Source organism: Xanthomonas sp. DAR 80977, assembly GCF_041240605.1.
Classification (GTDB): domain Bacteria; phylum Pseudomonadota; class Gammaproteobacteria; order Xanthomonadales; family Xanthomonadaceae; genus Xanthomonas_A; species Xanthomonas_A bundabergensis.
Map to the genome: position 1 here is coordinate 1800886 of NZ_CP162487.1, position 24409 is coordinate 1825294.

General features: G+C 69.5%; 19 protein-coding genes. 9 read left to right on the top strand and 10 right to left on the bottom strand.

Annotation, left to right across the window (positions count from 1 at the left end):
- Window positions 1–4: 4 nt before the first annotated feature.
- Window positions 5–1771 carry a peptide MFS transporter gene (locus AB3X10_RS07615; RefSeq protein WP_369980423.1) on the bottom strand — a complete coding sequence of 589 codons (1767 nt, stop codon included), beginning with the start codon at window positions 1769–1771 and terminating at the stop codon, window positions 5–7.
- A gap of 550 nt (window positions 1772–2321) precedes the next feature.
- Between AB3X10_RS07615 and AB3X10_RS07620 the strand changes: the two genes are divergently transcribed.
- From AB3X10_RS07620 to AB3X10_RS07630, 3 genes are all read left to right on the top strand, one after another.
- Complete coding sequence (locus AB3X10_RS07620) at window positions 2322–4307, top strand: OPT family oligopeptide transporter (RefSeq protein ID WP_369980425.1); 1986 nt, start codon at window positions 2322–2324, stop codon at window positions 4305–4307.
- 508 nt (window positions 4308–4815) lie between these two features.
- A complete protein-coding gene (locus AB3X10_RS07625) occupies window positions 4816–6897 on the top strand; it encodes a prolyl oligopeptidase family serine peptidase (RefSeq protein ID WP_369980426.1) in 2082 nt (693 codons plus the stop codon).
- Between the two features lie 246 nt (window positions 6898–7143).
- A complete protein-coding gene (locus tag AB3X10_RS07630; RefSeq protein WP_369980428.1) occupies window positions 7144–8373 on the top strand; it encodes a DUF819 domain-containing protein in 1230 nt (409 codons plus the stop codon).
- A 101-nt stretch (window positions 8374–8474) separates the two neighbouring features.
- Here the strand turns inward: AB3X10_RS07630 and AB3X10_RS07635 are convergent, their stop codons facing one another.
- On the bottom strand, window positions 8475–9671 hold the full coding sequence (locus tag AB3X10_RS07635; RefSeq protein ID WP_369980430.1) for an XVIPCD domain-containing protein: 1197 nt from the start codon (window positions 9669–9671) through the stop codon (window positions 8475–8477).
- Between the two features lie 33 nt (window positions 9672–9704).
- Window positions 9705–10472, bottom strand: a complete 768-nt coding sequence (locus tag AB3X10_RS07640; protein ID WP_369980432.1) for an ankyrin repeat domain-containing protein — start codon at window positions 10470–10472, stop codon at window positions 9705–9707.
- A 330-nt stretch (window positions 10473–10802) separates the two neighbouring features.
- Here AB3X10_RS07640 and AB3X10_RS07645 point away from each other — a divergent pair, with 330 nt between their 5' ends.
- The gene (locus AB3X10_RS07645) at window positions 10803–11489 is read left to right on the top strand and encodes an HAD-IA family hydrolase (protein WP_369980434.1); all 687 of its coding nucleotides are present in this window, start codon (window positions 10803–10805) and stop codon (window positions 11487–11489) included.
- Between the two features lie 401 nt (window positions 11490–11890).
- On the opposite strand, the gene AB3X10_RS07650 is transcribed toward AB3X10_RS07645, so the two are convergent.
- Together AB3X10_RS07650 and AB3X10_RS07655 are read right to left on the bottom strand one after the other, a co-directional pair.
- Window positions 11891–12115, bottom strand: coding sequence for a YbdD/YjiX family protein (locus tag AB3X10_RS07650; RefSeq protein ID WP_228319595.1), 225 nt, complete (start codon window positions 12113–12115; stop codon window positions 11891–11893).
- Window positions 12115–14187 carry a carbon starvation CstA family protein gene (locus AB3X10_RS07655; protein WP_369980436.1) on the bottom strand — a complete coding sequence of 691 codons (2073 nt, stop codon included), beginning with the start codon at window positions 14185–14187 and terminating at the stop codon, window positions 12115–12117. Before AB3X10_RS07655 ends, AB3X10_RS07650 begins: the two co-directional genes overlap by 1 nt.
- 554 nt (window positions 14188–14741) lie before the next feature.
- On the opposite strand from AB3X10_RS07655, the gene AB3X10_RS07660 reads away from it, so the two are divergent.
- Window positions 14742–15602, top strand: a complete 861-nt coding sequence (locus AB3X10_RS07660) for a pirin family protein (RefSeq protein ID WP_369980438.1) — start codon at window positions 14742–14744, stop codon at window positions 15600–15602.
- A gap of 126 nt (window positions 15603–15728) precedes the next feature.
- On the opposite strand, the gene AB3X10_RS07665 is transcribed toward AB3X10_RS07660, so the two are convergent.
- Entirely contained in the window at window positions 15729–16199 is a 471-nt protein-coding gene (locus AB3X10_RS07665; RefSeq protein ID WP_369980440.1) for a hypothetical protein, read from the bottom strand.
- Between the two features lie 374 nt (window positions 16200–16573).
- Between AB3X10_RS07665 and AB3X10_RS07670 the strand changes: the two genes are divergently transcribed.
- Complete coding sequence (locus tag AB3X10_RS07670) at window positions 16574–16855, top strand: hypothetical protein (RefSeq protein WP_369980442.1); 282 nt, start codon at window positions 16574–16576, stop codon at window positions 16853–16855.
- Between the two features lie 151 nt (window positions 16856–17006).
- Here the strand turns inward: AB3X10_RS07670 and AB3X10_RS07675 are convergent, their stop codons facing one another.
- Window positions 17007–17876 carry a pirin family protein gene (locus AB3X10_RS07675; protein WP_369980444.1) on the bottom strand — a complete coding sequence of 290 codons (870 nt, stop codon included), beginning with the start codon at window positions 17874–17876 and terminating at the stop codon, window positions 17007–17009.
- 359 nt (window positions 17877–18235) lie between these two features.
- Here AB3X10_RS07675 and AB3X10_RS07680 point away from each other — a divergent pair, with 359 nt between their 5' ends.
- Window positions 18236–18625: a hypothetical protein gene (locus AB3X10_RS07680; RefSeq protein ID WP_369980446.1), complete on the top strand. Its 390-nt coding sequence runs from the start codon at window positions 18236–18238 to the stop codon at window positions 18623–18625.
- 151 nt (window positions 18626–18776) lie between these two features.
- Here the strand turns inward: AB3X10_RS07680 and nfi are convergent, their stop codons facing one another.
- Window positions 18777–19493 (bottom strand): deoxyribonuclease V, encoded by a 717-nt coding sequence (gene nfi, locus AB3X10_RS07685; protein WP_369980448.1) that lies wholly within the window; start codon window positions 19491–19493, stop codon window positions 18777–18779.
- Window positions 19494–19846: 353 nt separating this feature from the next.
- On the opposite strand from nfi, the gene gpmA reads away from it, so the two are divergent.
- Entirely contained in the window at window positions 19847–20596 is a 750-nt protein-coding gene (gene gpmA, locus AB3X10_RS07690) for a 2,3-diphosphoglycerate-dependent phosphoglycerate mutase (RefSeq protein ID WP_369980450.1), read from the top strand.
- 36 nt (window positions 20597–20632) lie between these two features.
- Window positions 20633–20893 carry an SHOCT domain-containing protein gene (locus AB3X10_RS07695; RefSeq protein ID WP_369980452.1) on the top strand — a complete coding sequence of 87 codons (261 nt, stop codon included), beginning with the start codon at window positions 20633–20635 and terminating at the stop codon, window positions 20891–20893.
- 25 nt (window positions 20894–20918) lie between these two features.
- Here the strand turns inward: AB3X10_RS07695 and AB3X10_RS07700 are convergent, their stop codons facing one another.
- Both AB3X10_RS07700 and AB3X10_RS07705 read right to left on the bottom strand, forming a co-directional pair.
- On the bottom strand, window positions 20919–22913 hold the full coding sequence (locus tag AB3X10_RS07700; RefSeq protein WP_369980454.1) for a glycoside hydrolase family 127 protein: 1995 nt from the start codon (window positions 22911–22913) through the stop codon (window positions 20919–20921).
- A 38-nt stretch (window positions 22914–22951) separates the two neighbouring features.
- Complete coding sequence (locus AB3X10_RS07705) at window positions 22952–24355, bottom strand: MFS transporter (RefSeq protein WP_369980456.1); 1404 nt, start codon at window positions 24353–24355, stop codon at window positions 22952–22954.
- Between the last annotated feature and the right edge of the window lie 54 nt (window positions 24356–24409).

Sequence of the window (24409 nt, forward strand, 5' to 3'; positions counted from 1 at the left end):
GCGCTCAGCGCACCCCGTGCATCATCCGCCGCAGCAGCGGCGCGGCGAGGAAGGCGAGCAGCGCGCAGCCCAGGCCGATCCACAGCATCAGCCAGAACAGGTGCGCGTACTTGGCGGCGGCGTCGGCGATGTGCAGGGTTTCGCCTTCCGGCACGTCGATCGCCGCGAGCTTGCCGAACAGCGCGGCCAGCGCCTCGGAGAAGGCGGTGGCCAGGAACCAGGTGCCCATCATCAGGCTGACCACGCGCGGCACGGCGAGCTGGGTCACCGCCGACAGGCCGACCGGCGACAGGCACATCTCGCCGGCTTCCAGCACCAGATAGGCCAGCACCAGCCACCACACGCTGGCCATCTGCCCGCTGGCGCCGACCTGCTGCGCGGCCAGCGCCAGCGGCACGAACGACAGCCCGGCCAGCAGCAGGCCCATGGCCGACTTGGCCGGCTTGGACGGCTCCAGCCCGCGTCGCGCCAGCCACGCCCACAGCGCCGCGAACAGCGGCGCCAGCAGCACCAGGAACAGCGCGCCCAGGTAGGTCAGCGAACCGGCGGTCTGCGGCAGCACCAGGCAGTCGCGGACCAGGAACAGCAGCATCAGCACGCTGACCGCGATGAACAGCAGGCGCGGCGCGGCCGACTCCGGGTTGCGGTCGGACAGCGACGCCGCGGCGACGAAGCCCAGGGGCGCCAGCAGCAGCGAGGCGATCGACCACGGCAGCGGGGTGCCGCCACGGATCACCAGCGACGGCACGATGTCCTTGGTCATCAGCCGGTCGGTGAAGGTGACCCAGGAGCCATAGGTCTGCTCGTACAGGGTGAAGTACACCAGCGCCATCGCGATCAGCACCATCAACGCGATCATCTGCTGGCGCTGCACCGGCGTGCACTGGGTGCCGGTGAACCAGGCGAACCACAGCAGCACGCCGCCGAGCACCACCAGCATCAGCAGCAAGGCCAGCGAGATCTCGCCGCCCAGGCTGAAGGCGCCGTTGGCCGCCGCCCACATCAGCCACGCCACCGGCAGCACGCCGAGCACCGCGACCAGGTAGATCGTCCACTCGCGCGGCAGCCCGGCCACGCGCTGGCGCAGCAGCGCCGGTTGCGCCGGCTCGGCATGGCCGTGCAGGTATTTCTGGCCCCACAGGAACATGCCCAGGCCGAGCAGCATGCCGATGCCGGCGGCGCCGAAGCCGTAGCGCCAGCCGTAGGCCTCGCCGAGGAAGCCGCACACCAGCGAGGCGAACAGCGCGCCGAGGTTGATGCCGGCGTAGAACAGCGAGAAGCCGGAATCGCGGCGCGGATCGTCGGGCGCGTACAGCTTGCCGACGATGGTGGAGATGTTCGGCTTGAGGAAGCCCACGCCCATGATGATCAGCGCCAGCGACAGGTAGGTCACGCCCAGCGACGCGGTATCGCGCACCACGTCGCCACCGACCCGGGTGGCGGCATGGCCTTCGAAGGCCATGCCGACGTGGCCGAGCACCAGCAGGATGCCGCCGAACACCACCGCCTTGCGCATGCCCAGCCAGCGGTCGGCGAGCAGGCCGCCGATCACCGGCACGCAGTACACCAGGCCGCCGTAGGCACCGAGCAGGTCGAGTCCGGCCTTGTCGCCGAACAGGTGGTACTTGGTCAGGTACAGCAGCAACAGCGCCTTCATCCCGTAGAAGGAGAAGCGCTCCCACATCTCGGTGAAGAAACAGATGTACACGCCCTTGGGATGGCCGAGGAAATCGTCGCGCGCGTCGCGGGCGGAGAGGGCGGTGGCGGACACGGCTGGCCTGGGGCGGGAAGGGCAGCGGCGGAGTATAGGCGTGCCGGAGGCGCTTGGCTGAGTCACGGCAGCGTGGCGATATTTCCTCCTTCGGGACCATGGCCCTTTTTGGGGAGAAGGTGCCCCGCCGGGGCGGATGAGGGTGCGGGCGCAGCCTCATGGGGGCGAAGCAGAGTGCGAGGCTTCGCCCGTACCCTCACCCCAACCCCTCTCCCGATGGGAGAGGGGCTATCGCGGTTCCTTCTCCCACCGGGACCATGGCCCCCTTTTCGGGGGAAGATGCCCCGTAGGGGCGGATGAGGGTGCGGGCGCAGCCTCATGGGGGGGAAGCAGTGCGAGGCTTCGCCCCGTCCCCTCACCCCAACCCCTCTCCCGGTGGGAGAGGGGCTGACCACCGGCCGCCGGGGCGCCGCTGCATTTGCGAATCCCCAATCCCCAATCCCCAATCCCCGCCTCCCAGGCATGTGCCACAAGCTGGGCGCCAGGATGCTGGACTTGCCCAGCCCCAGACGCTAGCGTGGAAAACGTTTTTGTCGTTTCAGGGGTAACCATGAACAACGCTGCTGCGCCGCGTCAGCTCACTTTCCGCGCGGTCGTGCTGGCGATCGTGCTGGCCGTCGTGCTGTCGGCCGCCAATGCCTACCTGGGGCTGTTCGCCGGCCTGACCATCGCCACCGCGATCCCGGCGGCGGTGGTGTCGATGGGCGTGCTGCGCCTGCTCGGCGGCGGCACCATCCTGGAAAACAACATCGTGCAGACCGGCGCCTCGGCCGGTTCGTCGATCGCGGCGGGGGTGATCTTCACCATCCCGGCGCTGGTGATCATGGGCTACTGGCCGGACTTCAAGTACTGGTGGGTGCTCGGCATCGCCGGCATGGGCGGCCTGCTCGGGGTGCTGTTCTCGGTGCCGCTGCGGCGTTCGATGATCGTCGAGGATCCGCTGCCGTTCCCCGAGGGCAAGGCCGCGGCCGAAGTGCTCAAGGCCGGCGACAACCCGGGGCCGGGGCTGAAGATCCTGGCGTTGTCGGCGACCATCGGCGGCCTGGTCAAGCTGGCCGCGGCCAGCGGCCTGCGGGTGATCCCCGATACCTGGGCGCAGGCCACCTACCTGGGCAGCAGCAAGCTGGTCGGCTACGTCGGCACCAACCTGTCGCCGGCGCTGCTCGGCGTGGGCTACATCGTCGGGCTCAACGTCGGCATCGTGGTGCTGTCCGGCTCGATCCTGTCCTGGCACATCGCCATCCCGCTGTACCAGCAGTTCTTCATGGGCTCGGACCCGGCGCTGGCGCAGAGCCTGGCCACCGCGCCGGCGGCCGAGGCCGCATTCGGCATCTGGGCGGCCAAGGTGCGCTACCTGGGCGTGGGCGCGATGCTGATCGGCGGCGTGTGGACGCTGTTCTCGCTGCGCAAGTCGCTGCTGTCCGGGGTCAGGAGCGGTTTCGCCGCCGCGCGCAAGAGCACCGCCGGCACGGTGGTCGCCGAGACCGACCGCGACCTGCCGATGAAGTGGATGCTGGTGGCGCTGCTGCTGTGCACGCTGCCGCTGCTGGGCCTGTACCAGGCGATCGTCGGCCAGTGGCACGTCAGCATCCCGATGACCATCATCATGATCGTCGCCGGGTTCCTGTTCGTGTCGGTGTCCGGCTATCTGGCCGGCCTGATCGGCTCGTCGAACAACCCGGTGTCGGGCATCACCATCTCCACCATCCTGTTCGCCTCGGCGGTGCTGGTGCTGCTGCTGGGCAAGAGCGGACTGGCGCCGGTAGGCATCGGCGGTGCGCCGATCGGCGCGGTCGCCGCGATCATGATCGGCGCAGTGGTGTGCTGCGCTGCAGCGGTGGGCGGCGACAACCTGCAGGATCTGAAGGCCGGCTACCTGGTCGGCGCCACGCCGTGGAAGCAGCAGCTGATGCTGGCCATCGGCGCGTTCTCCTGCGCGCTGATCATGGCGCCGGTGCTGAACCTGCTGGCCCAGGCCTACGGCATCGGCGCGGCGACGCCGGAGCATCCGAACTCGCTGGCGGCGCCGCAGGCGACGCTGATGGCCTCGGTGGCCAAGGGCCTGTTCGGCGGCGAGCTGCCGTGGACGATGATCGCCATCGGCGCCGGCGTCGGCGCGGCGATCATCGCCCTGGACGAATGGCTCAAGCGCAGCGGCAAGCGCTTCCGCGTGCCGGTGCTGGCCGCGGCGATCGGCATCTACCTGCCGCTGGAACTGATGGTGCCGATCTTCATCGGCGGCCTGATCACCTATCTGGTCGAGCGCGTCCACAAGATCCGCGCCGACGACGAGGAAGGCCGCGACCGCGTGCACCGTCCGGGCACGCTGTTCGCCGCCGGCCTGATCACCGGCGAGGCGCTGATGGGCATCGCCATCGCCGTGCCGATCGTGGTCTCCGGCCACGCCGACGTGCTGGCGCTGCCGGAAGCGTTCCATCTGAATCAGTGGTACGGCCTGGTCCTGCTCGCCTTCGTCGGCTGGCTGCTGTACCGCACCGGCTACAAGGGCGAACCGACGGCACCGCCGTCCGCGTAAGCACGCGCACACACAGCCCAGCAATGCACGGAGCCCGGCCACGCGCCGGGCTTCGTTTTTATGGCGGCGGCACGTGGCGTGCGATGCGTTTGTTTGCCGGCCTGCGCGCAAAAAAAGCTGCGTCGGTCGCGGCTGCACACAGCCGCTGCGGCAAGGTGCAGCACCGCCTCCAATCCGCTGCCGCAGCAGCCCTGCACGGAAAGACAGCGGCGCCGCGCTCCTGCCAATCTCCAATCCCGAATCCCCAATCCCGGCCCCTCCATGTGTTTGCCGGCTTGCGCACAAAAAAGCCGCATCCGTCGCGGCCGCACACAGGCGCTGCGGCACGGTGCAGCACCGCCTCCAATCCGCTGCCGCAGCAGCCCTGTACGGAAAGGCAGCGGCGCCGCGCTCCTGCCAATCCCCAATCCCGAATCCCCACTCCCGGCCCCTCCATGACTTCATGCCTTTGCACCGCGCCCATCCACCCGCCTACCATCGACGTTTTGCCGTATTCCGGAGACGCCCGATGACCTTGCGCTACGCCTTGCTGCCCCTGTGCCTGCTGACCGCGCTGCCTGCGCTGGCGGCGACCCGCGGTTTCGACGTCCGCGACATGGTGGCGCTGGACCGGGTGTCCTCGCCGTTGCTGACCCCGGACGGCGGCACCGTGATCTTCGCCAAGCGGCAGGTGGACAAGGCCAGCGACAAGTCCAGCACCGGGCTGTGGCTGCGCAACCTGCGCACCCGCGATGCGGCGCCGCCGAAGCGGCTGACCCCGGACGGCTGGAACGTCAATTCGCCGGAACTGTCGGCCGACGGCAAGACCGTGTATTTCCTCAGCGCCAAGTCCGGCCGCCAGCAGCTGTACGCGCTGCCGCTGGCCGGCGGCACGCCGCGCCAGCTCACCGATTTCGCGCTGGACGTGGACAGCTACCGCATCGCCCCGCAGGGCGACCGCGTCGCCTTCAGCGCCGGCGTGTTCCAGGACTGCGGATCGGACCTGGGCTGCACGCAGAAGCGCCTGGACGCGAAGAAGAACGCCAAGGCCAGCGGCGTGGTGTTCGACCAGTTGTTCGTGCGCCACTGGGACACCTGGAACGACGGCCGCCGCAACAGCCTGTTCGTCGCGCCGCTGCCCGGCGACGCGAAAGCCAAGCCGGTGGTCGGCGCGTCGGCGATCAGCGTCACCCTGGCCGGCGACATTCCGTCCAAGCCGTTCGGCGGCAGCGAGGACTACACCTGGGCGCCGGACGGGCAGTCGCTGGTGGCCAGCGTGCGCGTGGCCGGGCGCGAGGAGCCGTGGTCGACCAACTTCGACCTGTACCGGCTGGACGCGGCGGGCAGGGCGGCACCGGTCAACCTGACCGCGTCCAACCCGGCCTGGGACGCCGGCCCGGTGTTCTCCCCCGACGGCAAGACCCTGTACTACCGCGCGATGAAGCGCCCCGGTTTCGAGGCCGACCGCTTCGGGCTGATGGCGATGGACCTGGCCAGCGGCAAGACCCGCGAGATCGCGCCGACCTGGGACCGCTCGGCCGACAGCATCCAGGTATCGGCCGACGGCAAGACCCTGTACGTGCCGGCGCAGGAGATGGGCCTGCATCCGCTGTTCGAGATCGACGTCGCCGACGGCGGCGTGTCGCAGATGGTCGGCGGCAACAGCGTGGCCGAGTTCGACATCAAGGGCGACACCCTGGCGGTGATGACCAATTCGCTGCAGACCGGCAACCAGCTGTTCACCGCGCCGATCATGCATGAAGCCGGCGCCACCGAGATGCGCGCGATCACCCCCAGCGCCGGCGAGATGCTGCCCGACGTGAAGTTCGGCGACTACGAGCAGTTCTCGTTCAAGGGCTGGAACGACGAGACCGTGCACGGCTACGTGGTCAAGCCGTGGAACTACCAGGAAGGCAAGACCTATCCGGTGGCGTTCCTGATCCATGGCGGCCCGCAGGGCAGCTTCGGCAACGGCTGGAGCTATCGCTGGAATCCGCAGACCTACGCCGGCCAGGGCTACGCGGTGGTGATGATCGATTTCCACGGCTCCACCGGCTACGGCCAGGCGTTCACCGACGCGATCAGCCAGCACTGGGGCGACCGCCCGCTGGAAGACCTGCAGAAGGGCTGGGCCGCGGCGCAGCAGCAGTTCAAGTTCCTCGACGGCGACAAGGCCTGCGCGCTCGGCGCCAGCTACGGCGGCTACATGGTGTACTGGATGGCCGGCAACTGGAACCAGCCGTGGAAGTGCCTGGTCGACCACGACGGCGTGTTCGACAACCGCACCATGGGCTACGCCACCGAGGAACTGTGGTTCAGCGAGTGGGAGAACGGCGGCACGCCGTGGCAGAACCCGGCCGGCTACGAGAAGTTCAACCCGGTGCTGCACGTGGACAAGTGGAAGGTGCCGATGCTGGTGATCCACGGCCAGCAGGATTTCCGCATCCCGGTGGAGCAGGGCCTGGCCGCGTTCAGCGCGCTGCAGCGCAAGGGCATCGAGTCGAAGTTCCTGTACTTCCCGGACGAGAACCACTGGGTGCTGAAGTCGCAGAACAGCATCCTGTGGCACGACACGGTGAATGGGTGGTTGAAGCAGCATATCGGGCAGTGATGAGGCGGGGATTGGGGATTCGGGATTCGGGATTCGGGATTGGGACTCGGGATTGGGACTCGGGACTCGGGACTCGGGACTCGGGACTCGGGACTCGGGACTCGGGACTCGGGACTCGGGACGGGTCTCACGGATGAGTGAGCCATTCCATCCGCTGCGTCGATCGATGGCGCGGCGCTCGCGTCCGCGCCATCCGGCGTTGCTCTTGCGCGTCCCGAGTCCCCCGTCCCGAGTCCCGGCCTCCTCATGATCCACAACGACATCGTCATCTTCGGCCTGATCGCCGCCACGCTCGGCGCGGTGTTCTGGACCGCGGCGCGGCCGCGCGGGTTCTGGAAGCGCTTCTATGGCGTGGTGCCGGCGCTGCTGCTGTGCTACCTGATTCCCGGCATCTACAACACCGTCGGCCTGATCGACGGGCAGCACAACCGCCTGTACGACCCGGTCGCGCGCGACGTGCTGCTGCCGGCGGCGCTGGTGCTGCTGACCCTCACCATCGACCTGAAGGGCATCCTGCGCCTGGGCCCGAAGCTGGTGGCGATGTACCTGGGCGCCTCCTTCAGCATCATGCTAGGCGCGGTGGTCGCGTTCCAGCTGATGAAGTGGCTGCACCCGGCCACGGTGGCCGGCGATACCTGGGCCGGCATGGCCGCGCTGGCCGGCAGCTGGATCGGCGGCGGCGCCAACATGCTGGCGATGCGCGAGGTGTTCGACGTCGATGCCACCACCTTCGGCCAGTTCGCGGTGGTCGATGTCGGCGTCGGCTACGTGTGGATGGCGCTGCTGATCTTCCTCGCCCCGCGCGCGGCGGCGATCGACGCGCGCAGCGGCGCCGACACCAGCGGCATCGACGACCTGAAACAGCGCATCGCGCAGTTCCAGGCGCAGCATGAACGCGTGGCCAGCCTGACCGACCTGATGCTGATCGTCGGCATCGCGTTCGGCGCGGTCGGCCTGGCGCATGCGATCGCGGCGCCGACTGCGGCGTGGTTCGACGCCAACGTCGGCTGGGCCAAGCAGTTCAGCCTCGGCTCGCCGTTCGTGTGGGTGGTGGTGCTGTCCACCACCATCGGCCTGCTGCTGAGTTTCACCCGCGCGCGCACGCTGGAAGGCGCCGGCGCCTCGCGCATCGGCTCGCTGCTGCTGTACTTCCTGATCGCCTGCATCGGCATGCAGATGGACCTGCTGGCGCTGTTCGACCGACCGTGGATCTTCCTGCTCGGGCTGATCTGGCTGTGCGTGCACATCCTGCTGTTGCTGGCGCTGGGCAAGCTGCTGCGGGTGCCGTTCTTCTATTTCGCGATCGGCTCGCAGAGCAACGTCGGCGGCCCGGCCTCGGCGCCGGTGGTGGCCGCGGCGTTCCACCCGGCGCTGGCGCCGGTCGGCGTGCTGCTGGGCACGATGGGCTATGCCACCGGCACCTATCTGGCGTACCTGGTCGGGATCACCTTGCGCGCGATGGCGGGCGCGGGATAGCGCACCGTCACCAACCCTGTAGGAGCGGCTTCAGCCGCGACAGGCTTTACCGATAGATCCGGTCGCGGCTGAAGCCGCTCCTACAGGGGATTGCGTGCGGCCTACTGCTGCAGCGCGACCCGGCGCTGCTGCTCTTCCTGCTGCGGCACGTTCGCCTGCAGGTTCTGCTGCTGCAACTGGCCGACGTTGGCCTGCGCCGGTTCGTTGGCCGCCGCCGCGGTCTGCACCTGGCTGCGCAGATGCGCCGGGTCGTCGGCGCGGCCCTGCACCGCGAACAGGCGGTCGCCGTCGCGGCTCGGCACCAGTTGGTCGATCTGTTTCAGGCCATCGTGGCCGGCCTGTGCGGCGACGCTGGCGGCGGTGTTGAGGAACTGCGCGTCGTCGCGCAGGCCGAGTCGCTCGCGTTGCCCGTCCAGTTGCACCACCGCGTCGTTGAACAGGCGGCTGCCGGTCGGCAGCGCGTGTTCCTGGGTCTGCGCGTGGTTCTGCGAGTCCAGTTCCTGCGCCTTGATCACCGAGTCGATGCCGTGCAGGTCCAGGCGATGCTTGAGCATCATCCCCGGCACCAGGCGCTGGCCGAACGACAGCGGGTCCGGGTCCGGCAGCTGGATCTGGTGCCCGGCGGCGTCGGGCATCGCCCACTTCAACGGGATGCTGTCTTCCTGCAGGTGGGTCAGCAGTTCGTTCTTGACGTGGTAGCCGCGGATCAGGCCATCGGCGGCATAGGCCTTGGCCGCGGACGCATCCAGGCCTTCGCGCTCCAGGGTGCGGTCGTTGACCCCGGCGGCGTTGTAGGTGACCGCCGGCACGTCGTTGACCATCGCCGAGGCCGCGGCCAGGCCGCCGCCGAGCGAATGCCCGGAGATCATCAGGTTTTCGCCGAAGGCCTGCTTGGCCTGGCTGCCGAGCTGGATCGCCGAGGCGTACTGCGCGTCGGCGAAGCCCAGGCCCTGGCCGATGTTGTGCTTCCAGTCCTTGCCTTCGTCGGTGCCGCAGAACGCCAGCACCACGTTGCCTTGGTCGTTGCGGTAGAAGGCCGCGTCGAAGCCGCTCTTGGCATCGTGCAGCATGCCCGGGTCGATGCCGGCGCGCTGCACGGCGCCATCGTCCAGGCGGCTCCAGCCGCCGGGCAGCGGCGCGAAGCTTTCCGCGCCGCCGGCGCGGCGCTGGGCGGCGGTGCCGTAGAGGTCCTGCAGCAAGGTGGGAAGTTGCGTGTCCACCGCCTGCGGCTGCTGGCCGCGAACGGCCTCGGCGAAGGGGGCGGACGCGGCGTTGTCGGAGAGATCGTTCTGGCTCATGCGCGGTTCCTTGCGTGTGCTGCGAACGCCGCCTCAGCGGGCCGCTTCCAGGGGGATGTCGTGGGCGCTCAACCAGTCGCGCACCGCCGCGCGGGTCTGCTGCGCGGTGCTGTTGAGCAGGCGCTCGGGCGTGTTGAAGAAATACGCCTGGAAGGTCTTCTGCTGCGCGTTGCGCAGGCCCGGATCGACCCCGGCCTGCAGCAGTTTCAGCACCCACGGATTGCCGGCGCTGCTCTGCGCGGCCAGGTGCAGCAGCGAGTTGCCGCTGGCGTCGACCCGGCGCGGGTCGGCACCGGCCTGCAGCAGCAACTGGATCTGCTCGTCGCGCTTGCTCTGCACCGCGCGGAACAGCGGCGTCCAGTTGCCGCGCGCGCTGACCGGGTCCGCCGGCGCGCCGTGCTGCAGCAGGATCTTCAGGTATTGCGGGTCCTTGGCCATGGCCGCCATGTGCACGACGGTCTCCTGGTCCATGCCCGGTTCGGCCGGGTTCGCGCCGGCATCCAGCAGCGCGCTCAGCGCGCGCGGTTGCTCGTTCCAGATCGCGTATTCGAGCAGGGTGACGTTCTGGTCGCCGTGCGCGGCCAGGTCCACGCCCGGCGCGAGCGCGGCGATACGGGCGGCATCGCCGCGCGCGACGGCGGCGGCGATGTCGGCGAGGTGGGGATCGCGGAACGCGACCGAGTGATCCTGCAGCGTGGCTGACATGGCAGATTGCTCCTTGGCGCCGGGCGGGGCGGCGCATGAGACCGAGAAGAACATCGAGGTCGCAAGAGCGATCAGGGCGGGGAACTGCTTGCGCATGGATGGCTCCTTTCCTGTTCGCGTTCCTGTTGCCGGTGGCGACGATCCTTGCCACCGTGGCCGATGCTAGCAGCTGCCCGGCGCCGTTTCGGTAAGGTTTTGTGACCGTGCAGGCAGAACGGGGGCGCGGTCGGGCACGGCGAGGCGCCGTTTAACCCGAAACTAATGTTTGCGCCGGCAGCGTGGCGGTGGCCTGCTTGCGCAAGGCGCCACACGTGCGCTGTCGCCTGGCACCAGCCCGCGCCAGCCGCGGCTGGCGCTTGCGCGTGCGCGCGCAGGCGGCGTACATGCGCAGCTTGGCATAATGCGGGTTTCGCCGAGGAGCCTGCGATGACGGCCACACCCTTCGACCTGTTGATCAGCGATTGCGACGGCGTGCTCGTCGACAGCGAGGTGCTGGCCGACCGGGTCATGCTCGATGCGCTGGGCGCGTACGTGCCGCGCGCCGAGCTGGAGGCCTACCTCGCCGGCAGTTTCGGCCAGACCGCGCACGAGATCGTGGAACGGGTGCAGCGGCATTTCGCGGTGACCCTGCCGCCGGGCCTGTTCGAGGAAATCCGGGAACGTTCGGAAGCGTTGATCGCCGCCGAGGTGCAGCCGATCGACGGCGTCCGCGAGGCGCTGCTGGCGCTGCCGCTGCCGCTGGCGGTCGCCTCCAACAGCCTGCGCCACAGCGTGGTGTCGTCGGTGGCGCGCGCGGGGCTGGCCGAGCGCGTCGGCGGCAATATCTTCAGCGCCGACATGGTGGCGCGGCCGAAGCCGGCGCCGGAGGTCTACCTGCTGGCCGCGCACACCCTGGGCGCGACGCCGTCGCGCTGCCTGGTGATCGAGGACAGCGCCACCGGCGCCAGCGCGGCGCTGGCCGCCGGCATGACCGTGATCGGCTTCACCGGCGCCGCGCACATCCCCGCGGGCCACGCCGACACGTTGCGCCAACTCGGCGTAGCCGCGGTGATGGAGCATATGCGGCAGCTGCCGCAGGTCTACGCCGAGCTGGTGCGCGCGGCGGCGGCGTAGCGTCGAGCAGGAAGCAGTCGGGACTGAAGTCCCTCCCACAGTGCACCCAGCCAGCTGGCCGCATGTTCTTGTGGGAGCGACTTCAGTCGCGACGAACGTGCTGCCGGGTGGTGACGACATGCCCTGGCTGCGCCGCTCGCTGGCGTTTCGCCGTGGAGCGTGGTGGATGGCGAGAGCGGCTATGGACCGCTTCTCCTCATTAGTCGTGAGCCTCTTCTCCGTGCTGCCTGGCGCGACTGAAGTCGCTCCTGCCTGCGTAGTGGTCCGTGTTCAACGTAAGTCGCAGCGCATGTTCACGCACCGAAGCGTCATGACGTGCTTCCGAGGCCGTGATGCTCGCAGACACCGGACTCCCGCTGTCACCAATCCCGAATCTCGAATCACAAATCCCGGCATCTCACTCAACAGCACCGAAACCCGCTCTTGCCGCCATACCGCGCTTCCTGGCGCTCGCGGAAGAAGGTCTTGTAGTCCATCGGCTGCCGGTCGGGATGCTTCTCCAGCACGTGGCGCACGTAGTTGTCGTAGTCGGGGATGCCGCAGCACAGCCGCGCGGTCTGCACCAGGCGCCGCCACAGCCGGCGGTGCGCCTGGTATTGCCCGACCGGGACCAGGTCGTTGCGCATCACAGGTCCGCCATCTGGTGCGGCTGCAGCGCCACGTACGCGGTTTCCTTGTCGCTGCGCTGCGGGGTGCGGCGCGCGGCGAGGATGGTCCTGACCGCGTAGATCAGGATCGAGAACACCACGAACAGGAACAGCGCGGTCAGGCCGGTGTTGACGTAGGCGTTGGTGACGATCTGCTGCATCTGCGCCACCGTCTTGGCCGGTGCGGTGACGGTGCCGCTGGCGATCGCGTCCTGGAACTTGTGCGCCTGCGCCAGGAAGCCCTGCGCCGGATTGGGATCGAAGATCTTGATCAGCCCGGCGTAGGTGGTGCAGATCAGCAGCCACAGCGCCGGCACGATGGTGACCCAGGCGTAGCGGTCGCGCTTCATCTTGAACAGCACCACCGTGCCCAGCATCAGCGCGATGCCGGCGAGCATCTGGTTGGAGATGCCGAACAGCGGCCACAGCGTGCGGATGCCGCCGTAGGGATCCTTGACCCCGGTGTACAGCAGGTAGCCCCACAGCGCCACGCAGCCGCCGGTGGCGACGATGTTGGCGCCCCACGACTCGGTCCGCTTCAGCGCGGGCACGAAGTTGCCGAGCAGGTCCTGCAGCATGAAGCGCCCGGCGCGGGTGCCGGCGTCGACCGCGGTGAGGATGAACAGCGCTTCGAACAGGATCGCGAAGTGGTACCAGAACGCCATCATGTCCTCGCCCGGCAACAGCTGGTGCAGGATCTGCGCGATGCCCACCGCCAGGGTCGGAGCGCCGCCGGCGCGGGCCAGGATGGTGGTCTCGCCGATGTCGCGCGCCGTGGCCTCGAGCACCTCGGGGGTGATGGCGAAGCCCCATTCGCTGACCTTGGCCGCGACCGCGACGACATCGCTGCCGACCATCGAGGCCGGCGCGTTCATCGCGAAGTACACGCCCGGCTCGATGATCGAGGCGGCGACCAGCGCCATCACCGCGACGAAGGATTCCATCAGCATGCCGCCGTAGCCGATGTAGCGCATGTGGCCTTCGTTGGCGAGCAGCTTGGGCGTGGTGCCGGAGGCGATCAGCGCATGGAAGCCGGACACCGCGCCGCAGGCGATGGTGATGAACAGGAACGGGAAGATGCCGCCGGTCCACACCGGGCCCATGCCGTTGTGCGCGTACTGGGTCAGCGCCGGCATCTTCAGGTCGGGCATGACCACCAGGATGCCGATGGCCAGGGCGACGATGGTGCCGATCTTGAGGAAGGTGGACAGGTAGTCGCGCGGCGCCAGCAGCAGCCACACCGGCAGCACCGAGGCGACGAAGCCGTAGCCGATCAGCATCCAGGTGATCTGCACGTCGGTGAAGGTGAAGGCCGGGCCCCAGGTCGGATCGGCGGCGACCTTGCCGCCGAACCAGATCGCGGCCAGCAGCAGGATCAGGCCGACGATCGAGATCTCGCCGATCTTGCCGGGGCGGATGTAGCGCATGTACACGCCCATCAGGATCGCGATCGGCATCGTCGCGATCACCGTGAACATGCCCCAGGGACTCTCCGCCAGCGCCTTGACCACCACCATCGCCAGCACCGCCAGGATGATGATCATGATCAGGAACGCGCCGAACAGGGCGATGGTGCCGGGGACCTGGCCCATCTCCTCGCGCACCAGGTCGCCGAGCGAGCGGCCGTTGCGGCGGCTGGACAGGAACAGCACCACGAAGTCCTGCACCGCGCCGGCGAACACCACGCCGACCACCAGCCACAGCAGGCCGGGCAGGTAGCCCATCTGCGCGGCGAGCACCGGGCCGACCAGGGGGCCGGCGCCGGCGATGGCGGCGAAGTGGTGGCCGAACAGCACGTGCTTGTTGGTCGGCACGTAGTCCAGGCCGTCGTTGTTGAGCACCGCCGGGGTGGCCCGGGTGGTGTCCAGCTGCATCACCTTGGTGGCGATGAACAGGCTGTAGAAGCGATAGGCGATCAGGTAGATCGAGACCGCGGCGACTACGATCCACAGCGCGTTGATGTGTTCGCCGCGGCGCAGGGCGATGGTGCCCAGGCAGAACGCCGCCAGCACCGCGAGCGCGGCCCAGGCCAGTTTGGAAAACCCTTTCATGCAGATCGCTCCCCCACAAGATTCCAGCAAGGGTCGCCCCGATGGCCTGGGGGGTCAATGCCGGGACAGGCCCTGGCCCTAGTACTTTGGTCGTAGGCCGCGGCGTTCGACCATTGCGTCGCGGCACGGCATGCGCTGGCGGCGGCGCCTGCCGCGGCCATGGCGACGGGCAGGCGGCGGCGAGTCGAGACGGTCCTGCCTGATCGTGATCGGCATCGGCTGCGGGGCATCGGGTGCAAGCGCATGGCGATGGGATCGCCGGGCCTGGCTGCAGTCGGGACTGATGGCCCAAGGCCACCCGGAGTCCCTCGCACGAGAGCGGGTATCGCCGGCACATGCGCCGGCATCGGCATCGGCATCGGCATCGGCACGCGCATCGCTCCGCAACGCGCCACGCCGGCGCACCCGACGCACTCGACGCACTCGACGCGGCCGGGCGCGGCCGGGCGCGGACGGCCGGCGGCGCCGCGGTGGAACGATGGGTTGCGCCGATCGCGATTGGCCGCCGGCCGCGGCACGCCCATATTCGGTGCTTCACCAGGAGATCGCCTGCCATGACCGACACCCTCACCGCCGCCCCCGCGCGCATCGCGCGCACGATCCGTGGCCGCGCCACCGCCGATGGCGACGGGGTCAGGCTGACCCGCGTCATCGGCGGCGCCGACCTGCCCGAGCTGGACCCGTTCCTGCTGCTCGACGAATTCGGCACCGATCGCGCCGAGGACTACATCGGCGGTTTTCCCAGCCATCCGCACCGCGGTTTCGAGACCGTCACCTACATGCTCGACGGGCGCATGCGGCACAAGGACAACCACGGCAACGAAGGCCTGCTGACCCCGGGCAGCGTGCAGTGGATGACCGCCGGCCGCGGCCTGGTGCATTCGGAGATGCCGGAGCAGGAGTCCGGGCGCATGCGCGGCTTCCAGCTGTGGGTGAACCTGCCGGCGCGCGACAAGATGACCGCGCCGCGCTACCAGGAGTTCGCGCCCGAGCGCATCCCGCTGGCGCAGCTGGCGCCGGGGGTGACGGTCAAAGTGATCGCCGGCCAGGTCGGCGCGGTGCGCGGGCCGATCGCGCAGCCGGCCACCGATCCGCTGTATCTGGACATCGCGCTGGACGCCGGCGCGCGCTGGGACGAGCTGCTGCCGGCCGGGCACAACGCGTTCGCCTACGCCTACGAAGGCGAGGTAACGCTGGGCGAGGGCGAGGCCGCGTGCGCGTTGCCGGCGCAGACCCTGGCCGTGCTCGGCGGCGGCGACCTGCTGCAGCTGCAGGCCGGGGCGGACGCCGCGCGGCTGATCCTGGTCGCCGGCCGGCCGCTGCGCGAGCCGGTGGCGCGGCACGGGCCGTTCGTGATGAACACCCGCGAGGAGCTGATGCAGGCCTTCGTCGATTTCCAGGAGGGGCGGTTCTAGCTTTTTCTGAGCTGTGGCGGGCAGTACAGTGTGGGAGCGACTTCAGTCGCGACGGGCCTTCCCGGTAAAGCCCGTCGCGACTGAAGTCGCTCCCACAAGGGGCCATGCGCCGAACGCCGGCCTGCCTCAGCGATCCAGTGCCAGGCTGGTCGGGCGCATGTCCAGGCCCTGCACCAGCGACTGCAGCGATTGCAGTTCCTGCGCGTCGCTGGCGTCGATCCAGACCTGCGCGTAGTGGTCCTTGCTCAGCTCGACCACGGTGACCCGGCGCGAGGCCAGGCCCGGCGCGTCGACTCCGCCCAGATCGGGCCGGTACCAGTGCACGCTCTCGCCGGCGATGCTGCCTTTCTCTTCGCGCAGGTTGCGCGCCAGCGGGATGTTCGGGTCGCGCGAGGTCAGCATCATGCCCAGCACCTGGCGGCCGTCGGCGCCCGTCGCCCGGCATACGATGAAGCCCTTGTCGCTGCGCTCGTTCCACTGCAGGTTGGCCTGCGGCGGCAGTTGCGGGCAGTTCTGCGCCTGCTGCGCCATGGCCGTGGCCGCCGCCAGCATGGCAGGCAGGACCGACAGGCCGGTGAGCCAGTTTGCAACCCTCATTCGCGATGTCCCCATGTGCCGCCGCAATGCGGCGGCATCGATCTTCAGCGCACGCCGACGCAGGCCGGCACGGCACGTCACCCTCAGTCCATTGCGGGATCCGCGTGCAGTGCATACCCCTACGCAATGCGTGTCCCGGTGCGCGGCTGCAGTCCCGGCCGCTGGCCGAACCATAGCCCAGCTGGCGGCACTTGACAATTGGGATGCGGATCGAAGCGCGCGCGATCCGGCGGCGGCCCAGGGGACGCCGCCTGAATGCGGTCAGCGGCCAATGGCCGCCGCGGCGCGCGCACTGCGTTGGAGCAGGGGACGCCGTCGCGCCAGCCGGTGATCGGCGACGTCGTCCTTCCCATCCCTGTAAAGGAGTACAGCCCATGCCCAGCATCATCGATCTGCACAACAAGGTCGTCCTCGTCGCCAGCTACCAGTCGCCCGGCGTCGGTGTCGATGGCGGCGGTTTCGTCTTCGTCGGCGGCAAAGTGATCAAGGTGCCGCCCAAAGGCCTGCGCCAGCTGCAGGCGGTCTACACGCTGCTCGAGGCCAGCGAAGGCGTCGCCAACAAGGCCCTGGCCAAGCAACTGCAGCAGCTGGCGCTGGACCTGGCCGACGACGTGGTGCAGGTGAAGGGGCGCGTCGCGGCCAAGACGGCGAGCTAGCGCGTTTCCACTCCGTGCGTCGTGCGCCGAGGGTGCGACTCCGGGCGGTCCTGGGCGGCCCGGAGCCGCTCCCGCAAGCCGCGGCATCCCCGTCGCAGTGCCTGGCCGCGCGGCAACGCGACCCAATCGCGTGCGACCGCGCCGGCCGGCGTCACTTGCCCGGCTCGGGCAGGGGGATGAATTCCTGGTCGTCGCCGGGGATCAGCCCGAAGCGGCCGTCGCGCCAGTCCTGCTTGGCCTGCTCGATGCGCTCGGTGGAGCTGGACACGAAGTTCCACCACAGGTGGCGCGGCCCATCCAGCGGCTCGCCGCCCATCAGCATCGCCTTCAGCGGGGTCTTGGCGCGCAGCCGGCCGCGCGCGCCGGGTTCGGGCAGCACCAGGTAGCGTGCGGGGATGTCCACGCCGTCCAGCTGCGCCTCGCCTTCCAGCACGTACAGCGAGCGCTGCACGTGGCCGGTGTCCAGGTCGAGTTCCGCATCCGCGTCCAGGTCCAGCGCCACGTTGAGCGTGTCGGCGAACACCTTGACCGGCGATTCCTCGCCGTAGGCGCGGCCGGCGATCACCCGCAGCCACACCCCGTCGCGGCGCTGCTGCGGCAGGCTGGCGGCGGCGTGGTGGTAGAACGCCGGCGCGGTCTCCTCGGCCGATTTCGGCAGCGCCACCCAGGTCTGCATGCCGTGCAGCGGATGCGGCTGCGCGCGCAGCGGCGCGGGCGTGCGCTCGGAATGGGCGATGCCGCGGCCGGCGGTCATCCAGTTGACGTCGCCGGCGCGGATCACCTGGTCCGAGCCGAGCGTGTCGCGGTGGCCGATCTCGCCGGACCACAGGAAGGTCACCGTGGCCAGGCCGATATGCGGATGCGGGCGCACGTCCACGCCGCGGCCGGGTTCGAAGATCGCCGGGCCCATGTGGTCGATGAACACGAACGGGCCGACGCTGCGCGCCTGCAGGCTGGGCACCGCGCGGCGCACTTCGAAGCCGCCGATGTCGTGGACGCGGGGAGCGATCAGGGTGGGCATGCGCGGCCTCGCGGAGCTGGGAACAAGGGGCAAGAGCTTCGCATGCGCGGTGGCCGAGGTGGGAGCGTGGCGGCAAGACGGACTGTCCCGGGCCGTCGTGTCTACTGCACCGCGTCCGGGGCGATGCCGCGCAGGACGGCGATGCCGCCGCGCCGCAGACGGCATGCGTGGCCGGCATGCCGGACGGGCGAAATCGCATAGTGCGGGAGGGCGCGCATTTTTTGTCTGCAAATTTGTAACTTTGAGTGAAATTATCGGCGGCGAACGGGAATAATCGGGCGCTGCCGGCCGGGGCCGCCCCGGCCGCAGCGTGGCAGCGCGCTCGCTGCATCCGTCCCCCAACAAGCGAGAACCCCCTGATGATCCATTCGTCGAAATCCAGCAACACCTTCAACGCCGTGCTGTCGATCGCGATGGCGTTGGCGTCGTTGGTCGCCGTCCCGGCGCAGGCGCAAGGCATTCCCGATATGAATGTCCCCACCGTCATCATCAACAACCTGTGGAACGCCAAGGCGTTGCTGGTGTCGGGAGGGCAGGGCAGCGGATGCTATGCGGTCAACAACGGCGGCCGCGTCGCCGGCCCGACGCTGCGCACCAATCTCCGTTACACCGTGATCGGCATGGCCTCGGCCAACTGCGCCGGCGGCACCGGCCTGGCCAGCGTCAACCTGCAGTTCTTCGCGCGCCCGCGCCCGGCCGGCATGTACATCCAGATCGTCAACGGCGGGATCAACATCGGCAACCGGTAAGCCGCCGCTGACGCCTGCCGCCGGCCGTGCGCGATCGGCGCATGGCCGGCGGCGCACCGCGTCGCTCTGCTCAGGATCGATACGCGTAGTCGCCGCTGCGCGGCGCGCCTTGCAGGCGGCGCTCGACGCATTTTCTGCGCAGCAGCCCGATTCAGAACAGCTGCCCGCTCGCGGCCGCCTGCAGCGCCACCTCGTCGCGGCGCGAGGCCAGCCGGTCGGCCAGGCGGGTCGGCTCCGGCAGCCGGTAGCCGCGCAGGTAGCGCAGGGTCCAGTGCAGCGCGCTGTCCACCGCGACGCGGTGGCCCGGCGAGACGATCAGCGGATTGCAGCGCGGCTTGCTGCGCAGCGCCCAGCCGACGGTCTCGCCGCGGTGCACGATGGGGCTGCGGTCGCCGGCCTGCGGCCCGGGTTCGTCGTAGCGCCCGGCCAGCAGCTTCTTCGCCACGCCGATGCTGGGCAGGCCGCTGACCACGCCGAAATGCGCGGCGATGCCGAGCCGGCGCGGATGGGCGATGCCCTGGCCGTCCACGAACACCAGGTCCGGACGCTGCCGCAGCAAGGCCAGCGCGGCCAGCAGCGCCGGCAGTTCGCGAAAGCTCAGCAGGCCCGGCACGTAGGGCATCGAGGTCGGCACGCGGGCGATCTCGGCCTGCTGCGGCTGCAAGGTCTCGGCATCGATCAGCACGGCCGCGGCGCGGGTGGTCTGGCCTTCGTCCTCGAAACCGACATCGAACCCGGCCAGCCAGCGCGGCGGGTCCGTCACCTCGTCCTGCAGCCGCACCTGCCTGGCCAGCGTGGCCTGCAGCGCCCGCGCCTGCACGATGCTGCCGTCCCAGTCGCCGAAGACCTTGTGCGAAGAAGTGCCCATGCGCCGATGATCGCGCCGCGATCGTGGCCGTGGCGTGGAGGAGCTGGGAATGGGGAAACGGGAATGGGGAATCGTCGAAGCATGCTCCTGATCGATGTCTGGCGACGAGAGGTCGCGGTCTCGACAAGAGGGTGACGGTCGTCAGCGCCGATCCGCTTGCGTTCCGGCGTAGCGCGGCCCGGCGCGCCCTTGTAGGAGTTGCTCCAGCCGCGACAGATCGCCAGACGGCAAGGCGCGCTGGAACGCCAAGCCGTTTCCCATTCCCCATTCCCATTTCCCCATTCCCAGCCGTCACATCCCGCTACAATCCAGGGCCGCACGACCCACGCATTCCCCCAACGGAGACCGTCGCAGTGACCCGCAAACTCGTACTGTTGCGCCATGGCCAGAGCCAGTGGAACCTGGATAACCGTTTCACCGGCTGGGTGGACGTGGATCTCACCGAGCAAGGCCGCCAGGAAGCCGCCGCCGCCGGCCGCCTGCTGCGCGAGGAGGGGCTGCAGTTCGACGTGGCGCACACCTCGGTGCTCAAGCGCGCCATCCACACCCTGCAGGGCGCGCTGAAGGAACTGGACCAGGACTGGCTGCCGGTGCACAAGAGCTGGCGTCTCAACGAGCGCCACTACGGCGGCCTGCAGGGCCTGGACAAGGCCGAAACCGCGGCCAAGCACGGCGAGGAGCAGGTCAAGATCTGGCGCCGTTCCTACGACATCCCGCCGCCGCCGATGGACGCGGACGATCCGGGCCATCCGCTGCACGACCGCCGCTACGCCACCCTCGACCGCAACGCGCTGCCGGCCACCGAGTCGCTGGCGACCACGCTCGAACGCGTGCTGCCGTACTGGCACGACGCGATCGCGCCGCAGCTCAAGGCCGGGCAGACCGTGCTGGTCACCGCCCACGGCAACTCGCTGCGCGCGCTGTACAAGTACTTGAACGGGGTCTCGCGCGAGGAAATCCTGGAACTCAACATCCCCACCGGCATCCCGCTGCTGTTCGAACTGGACGACGCGTTGAAGGTGCAGTCGTACCGCTACCTCGGCGATCCGGAAGCGGCGAAGAAGGCGGCCGAGGCGGTGGCCAACCAGGGCAAGGCCAAGTAGTCCGCACGCAGCGCGTGCCGCATCAAGGAGGATGGGATGTTCGGCTTCAGCGTCTGGCACTTCGTGATTCTGTTGGTCCTGCTGGCGCTGCCGGTGCTGGTCTTCGCGGCGGTATGGCTGGCGATGCGCGCCGACCGGCGTGCGCAGGCGGCGCGCCAGGCCGCTGCGCCGCCGCCGCTGCCGCCCGCGGCATCGGTGGAAGCGCGGCTGCGCGCGCTCGAGGCCTTGCGCGCGCAAGGCCTGGTCGACCAGGCGGAATACGAGCGCCGGCGTCAGCAGATCCTCGCGGATCTGTGAGCGCGCAGCGCGGCGGTGGCAGGCCTCAGCCGTCGCCGCCCGCGTCCACCCACACCCGCATCTCGCCTTCGCCGCGGTTGGCCCAGGCGAAGTAGGGCACGAAGGTCAGGGTCTGCGCCTGCCGCGACGGCGGCGGCGCGTCGTAGCGGTACAGCGGCAGGGCGTCGGCCTGCGCGTCGTCGTGGCCGTGCAGGCGTTCGCCCTCGGCCAGCAGCAGTACCTGCCCGGCCAGCGTGCCGCTGCCGGGTGCGCTGCGGATCGCCGCATCGGCGGGCAGGCGCAGCTGGTGCAGCTGCGCGCCGTTGTCGGCCTGCTCCAGGCAGTACACCAGCGGCCCGCGTTGCAGCGCGACCTTGCCGGCCAGATGGCGCACGCGCGGATGCCCGCTGACCCGCATCACCGGCATCGGCAAGTGCAGTTGCAGCGTGTCGCCGCGCTGCCAGTGCCGGCGCAGCACGCAGTAGCCGTGCTGCAGGTGCGCCTGGATCGCGACCGCTTCGCCGTTGAGCCGCAGCTGCGGCGCGCGGCACCAGTCCGGCAGGCGCAGCGCCAGCGCGGCGTCGATGGGCGCGTCGCAGTCCACGCTCAGTTCCACCTGTTCCTGCCACGGATAGTCGCCGCGCTGGCGCAGGGTCAGCGTGTGCCCGTCCACCTCGAAGGCGGCATCGCTGCCGACGTACAGGTTCACGTACAGGGTGTCGTCGCAGCGGGTGTAGATGTAGTGGCCGAGCGAGGTCAGCACGCGGGCGATGTTCGGCGGGCAGCAGGCGCAGCCGAACCAGCGCTGGCGCACCGGCTTGACGTGGTCGAAGCCGTGGTTGCCGTGCACCGTGGGCGGATGCACTTCCAACGGATTGACGTAGAAGAAGTGGCGCCCGTCCAGCGCCATGCCGGCCAGCACCGTGTTGTACAGCGCACGCTCCATCACGTCGGCGTAGCGGCTGTCCGGCGCCAGCTGCAGCATGCGGTTGGCGAACATCATCAGCCCGATCGAGGCGCAGCTCTCGTTGTAGGCGGTGTCGTTGGGCAGGTCGTAGTCGACGCTGAAGGCTTCGCCGTAGCTCTGCGCGCCGATCGCGCCGGTGAGGTACAACTGCCGCTGCGTGGTGTTCTCCCACAGCCGCTCGCAGGTCGCGCGCAATGCGGCATCGCCGCTGTGCCGCGCCAGGTGCGCCACGCCTGCGTACAGGTAGACGAAGCGCACCGCGTGGCCGACCGCAGTGGTCTGCAGCGCCACCGGCACGTGCGCCTGGCTGTAGGCCTTGTCCTGGATCATCCACGCCGGCCCGTGCCCGCCCCAGAAGTAGCTGCGCCCGCGCTTTTCGTATTCCTCGTCGTAGTAGTGCGGCGCGGTGCCGCGCTGCTCGACGAAGTAGCGGGCCAGCGCCAGGTAGCGCGGCTCGCCGGTGGCCTCGTACAGGCGCATCAGCGCCAGCTCGATCTCCGGATGCCCGGGATAGCCGTGCAGTTGCTGCGGGCCGGGGCCGAAGGTGGCGTCGATGTGGTCGGCGAGCCGGCACACGATGTCCAGCAGCGCGCGCTTGCCGGTGGCCTGGTGGTAGGCGACGCCGGCCTCGATCATGTGCCCGGCGCAGTACAGCTCGTGGCATTCGGCCAGGTTGCTCCAGCGCTGCTCCGGCGCCTTCACCGTGAAATAGGTGTTGAGGTAGCCGTCGGGCTGCTGCGCGGCGCCGATCAGCTCGATGGTGGCGTCGGCATCGCGCTCCAGCGCCGGATCGGGATGCTGCGCGAGCAGGTAGGCCACCGCTTCCAGCCACTTGGCCACGTCGCTGTCCTGGAACACCATGCCGTAGAACGCGCCGTCGCTGCGCCCGGCGGCGATGCGGAAGTTCTCGATCGCGTGGCTGGGCTCGGCATCGGCGACGTTGTCGTTGAGCGCGTCCCACTGGTAGGGCAGCACCACCTCCTGCACCAGGCGCTGGTAGCGCTGCCAGAACGGATCGGCGATGCGCAGGCGGTCGAGCGGGAGTTCGGGCGGCGGGGCGAGCGAAAGCGGCATGGAGGCGGCGATCCTGGGGAGGGAGAGAGGGGAGGGCATCAGTGCACCGGGCGTGCGGCCAGGTCGGCGGCGACCTCGGCCAGCAGCGGCCGGCGCAGGCGGCTGCGGTAGATCACCGCCGCCAGCAGCAGGTGGATGGCGGCGGGGATCAGCGTTTCCAGCAGGGTGATCGCCTGCAGCGAGGCGGCGGTCTGGTGCTCGGCGCCGGCACGGTAGCCCACGCGCACGAACAGGTAGCTGATCACCACCGCGCTCGAGGCCCAGGCCAGCTTGATGCAGAACAGGTTGAAGGCGAAGTTGATGCCGGAGGAACGGATGCGGTTCTTCCATGCGCCGTAGTCGTCGGCGAAGGCCATGATCGAGAAGTGCAGCGGCAGCGCGAAGCCGAGCACCAGGCAGTTGACGAAGATCAGCCCCAGCCACAGCGTCTGCTGCGCCGGGCCGGTGGGCATGCACCACTGCAGCACGCCCAGCGCGGCCAGCGCCAGGTTGGTGTGCAGGTACAGCGCCAGCGGATCGAAGCGGCGGCACAGCGCGTTGACCACGATCGCGCCGAGCACCGTGGCCAGCGCCACCATCGCGAAGAACAGCGAGGTGTAGCCGGCGCCGCCGCCGAGCACGTAGGTGATGAAATAGAGATAGCCGCCGCCGCGGATGTTGAACACGTTGATCAGCAGGAACGACATCAGCAGCACCAGCCGCATCTGGTCGTTGCGCAGCAGCCCGCGCAGGTGCTGGCCGATGCCGGCCTCGCCCAGCAGGCTGACCGGCACGCGCTCGCGCACGGCGAAGAAGCAGCACAGGAACATCGCCACCGCCAGCAGGCTGAGCAGGCCCACGCCGAGCTGGTAGCCGCGCGCGGCATCGCCATCGCCGAGCGCGCGCACCAGCCATGGCAGCCCGACCGAGACCAGGAAGCCGGCGATGCCGCACAGCACGAAGCGCCACGATTGCGCCGACACCACTTCGCGGTGGTCGCCGGTCATGCTGTTGATCAGCGCGCAGTACGGCACGTTGATCGCGGTGTAGCACAGCGACAGCAGGAAATAGCTGGCGAAGGCATAGGCGACCTTGCCCGCGTAGCTCAGCTGCGGGGTGCTGAAGGTGAGCACGCAGGCGATGCCGATCGGCAGCGCGATCCACAGCTGCCAGCCGCGGAAGCGGCCCCAGCGGCTGCGGGTGCGGTCGGCGAGCACGCCCATCAGCGGGTCGGATACCGCATCGGCGATGCGCAGCACGGTGAACAGGGTGCCGACCAGCGCAGGGGTGAGGCCGAACACGTCGGTGTAGAAGAACGTGAGGAAATTGGCGATCAGGCAGGTGACGATGGTGCCGCCGGCATCGCCCAGGCCGTAGCCGAACTTTTCCAGGCGCGAGAGTCGGTGCGTGGCGGCGGCCTGGTCGGCGCCTGCGGCAACGGGGCCAACGGCGGTCGCATTCAACGGGTCGGTTCCTGGCAGGCGCCGGTGCCGGCGCCACGCCAAAGTCGCATGCCG

Excerpts from the sequence above, each read along its gene's own strand:
- AB3X10_RS07625 (WP_369980426.1), top strand. The coding sequence starts at position 4,816 with ATGACCTTGCGCTACGCCTTGCTGCCCCTGTGCCTGCTGACCGCGCTG.
- AB3X10_RS07645 (WP_369980434.1), top strand. The coding sequence starts at position 10,803 with ATGACGGCCACACCCTTCGACCTGTTGATCAGCGATTGCGACGGCGTG.
- AB3X10_RS07655 (WP_369980436.1), bottom strand. The coding sequence starts at position 14,187 with ATGAAAGGGTTTTCCAAACTGGCCTGGGCCGCGCTCGCGGTGCTGGCG.
- AB3X10_RS07640 (WP_369980432.1), bottom strand. The coding sequence starts at position 10,472 with ATGCGCAAGCAGTTCCCCGCCCTGATCGCTCTTGCGACCTCGATGTTC.
- AB3X10_RS07675 (WP_369980444.1), bottom strand. The coding sequence starts at position 17,876 with ATGCCCACCCTGATCGCTCCCCGCGTCCACGACATCGGCGGCTTCGAA.
- AB3X10_RS07650 (WP_228319595.1), bottom strand. The coding sequence starts at position 12,115 with ATGCGCAACGACCTGGTCCCGGTCGGGCAATACCAGGCGCACCGCCGG.
- AB3X10_RS07660 (WP_369980438.1), top strand. The coding sequence starts at position 14,742 with ATGACCGACACCCTCACCGCCGCCCCCGCGCGCATCGCGCGCACGATC.
- nfi (WP_369980448.1), bottom strand. The coding sequence starts at position 19,493 with ATGGGCACTTCTTCGCACAAGGTCTTCGGCGACTGGGACGGCAGCATC.
- AB3X10_RS07635 (WP_369980430.1), bottom strand. The coding sequence starts at position 9,671 with ATGAGCCAGAACGATCTCTCCGACAACGCCGCGTCCGCCCCCTTCGCC.
- AB3X10_RS07700 (WP_369980454.1), bottom strand. The coding sequence starts at position 22,913 with ATGCCGCTTTCGCTCGCCCCGCCGCCCGAACTCCCGCTCGACCGCCTG.
- AB3X10_RS07630 (WP_369980428.1), top strand. The coding sequence starts at position 7,144 with ATGATCCACAACGACATCGTCATCTTCGGCCTGATCGCCGCCACGCTC.
- AB3X10_RS07670 (WP_369980442.1), top strand. The coding sequence starts at position 16,574 with ATGCCCAGCATCATCGATCTGCACAACAAGGTCGTCCTCGTCGCCAGC.
- AB3X10_RS07695 (WP_369980452.1), top strand. The coding sequence starts at position 20,633 with ATGTTCGGCTTCAGCGTCTGGCACTTCGTGATTCTGTTGGTCCTGCTG.
- AB3X10_RS07665 (WP_369980440.1), bottom strand. The coding sequence starts at position 16,199 with ATGAGGGTTGCAAACTGGCTCACCGGCCTGTCGGTCCTGCCTGCCATG.
- AB3X10_RS07620 (WP_369980425.1), top strand. The coding sequence starts at position 2,322 with ATGAACAACGCTGCTGCGCCGCGTCAGCTCACTTTCCGCGCGGTCGTG.
- AB3X10_RS07680 (WP_369980446.1), top strand. The coding sequence starts at position 18,236 with ATGATCCATTCGTCGAAATCCAGCAACACCTTCAACGCCGTGCTGTCG.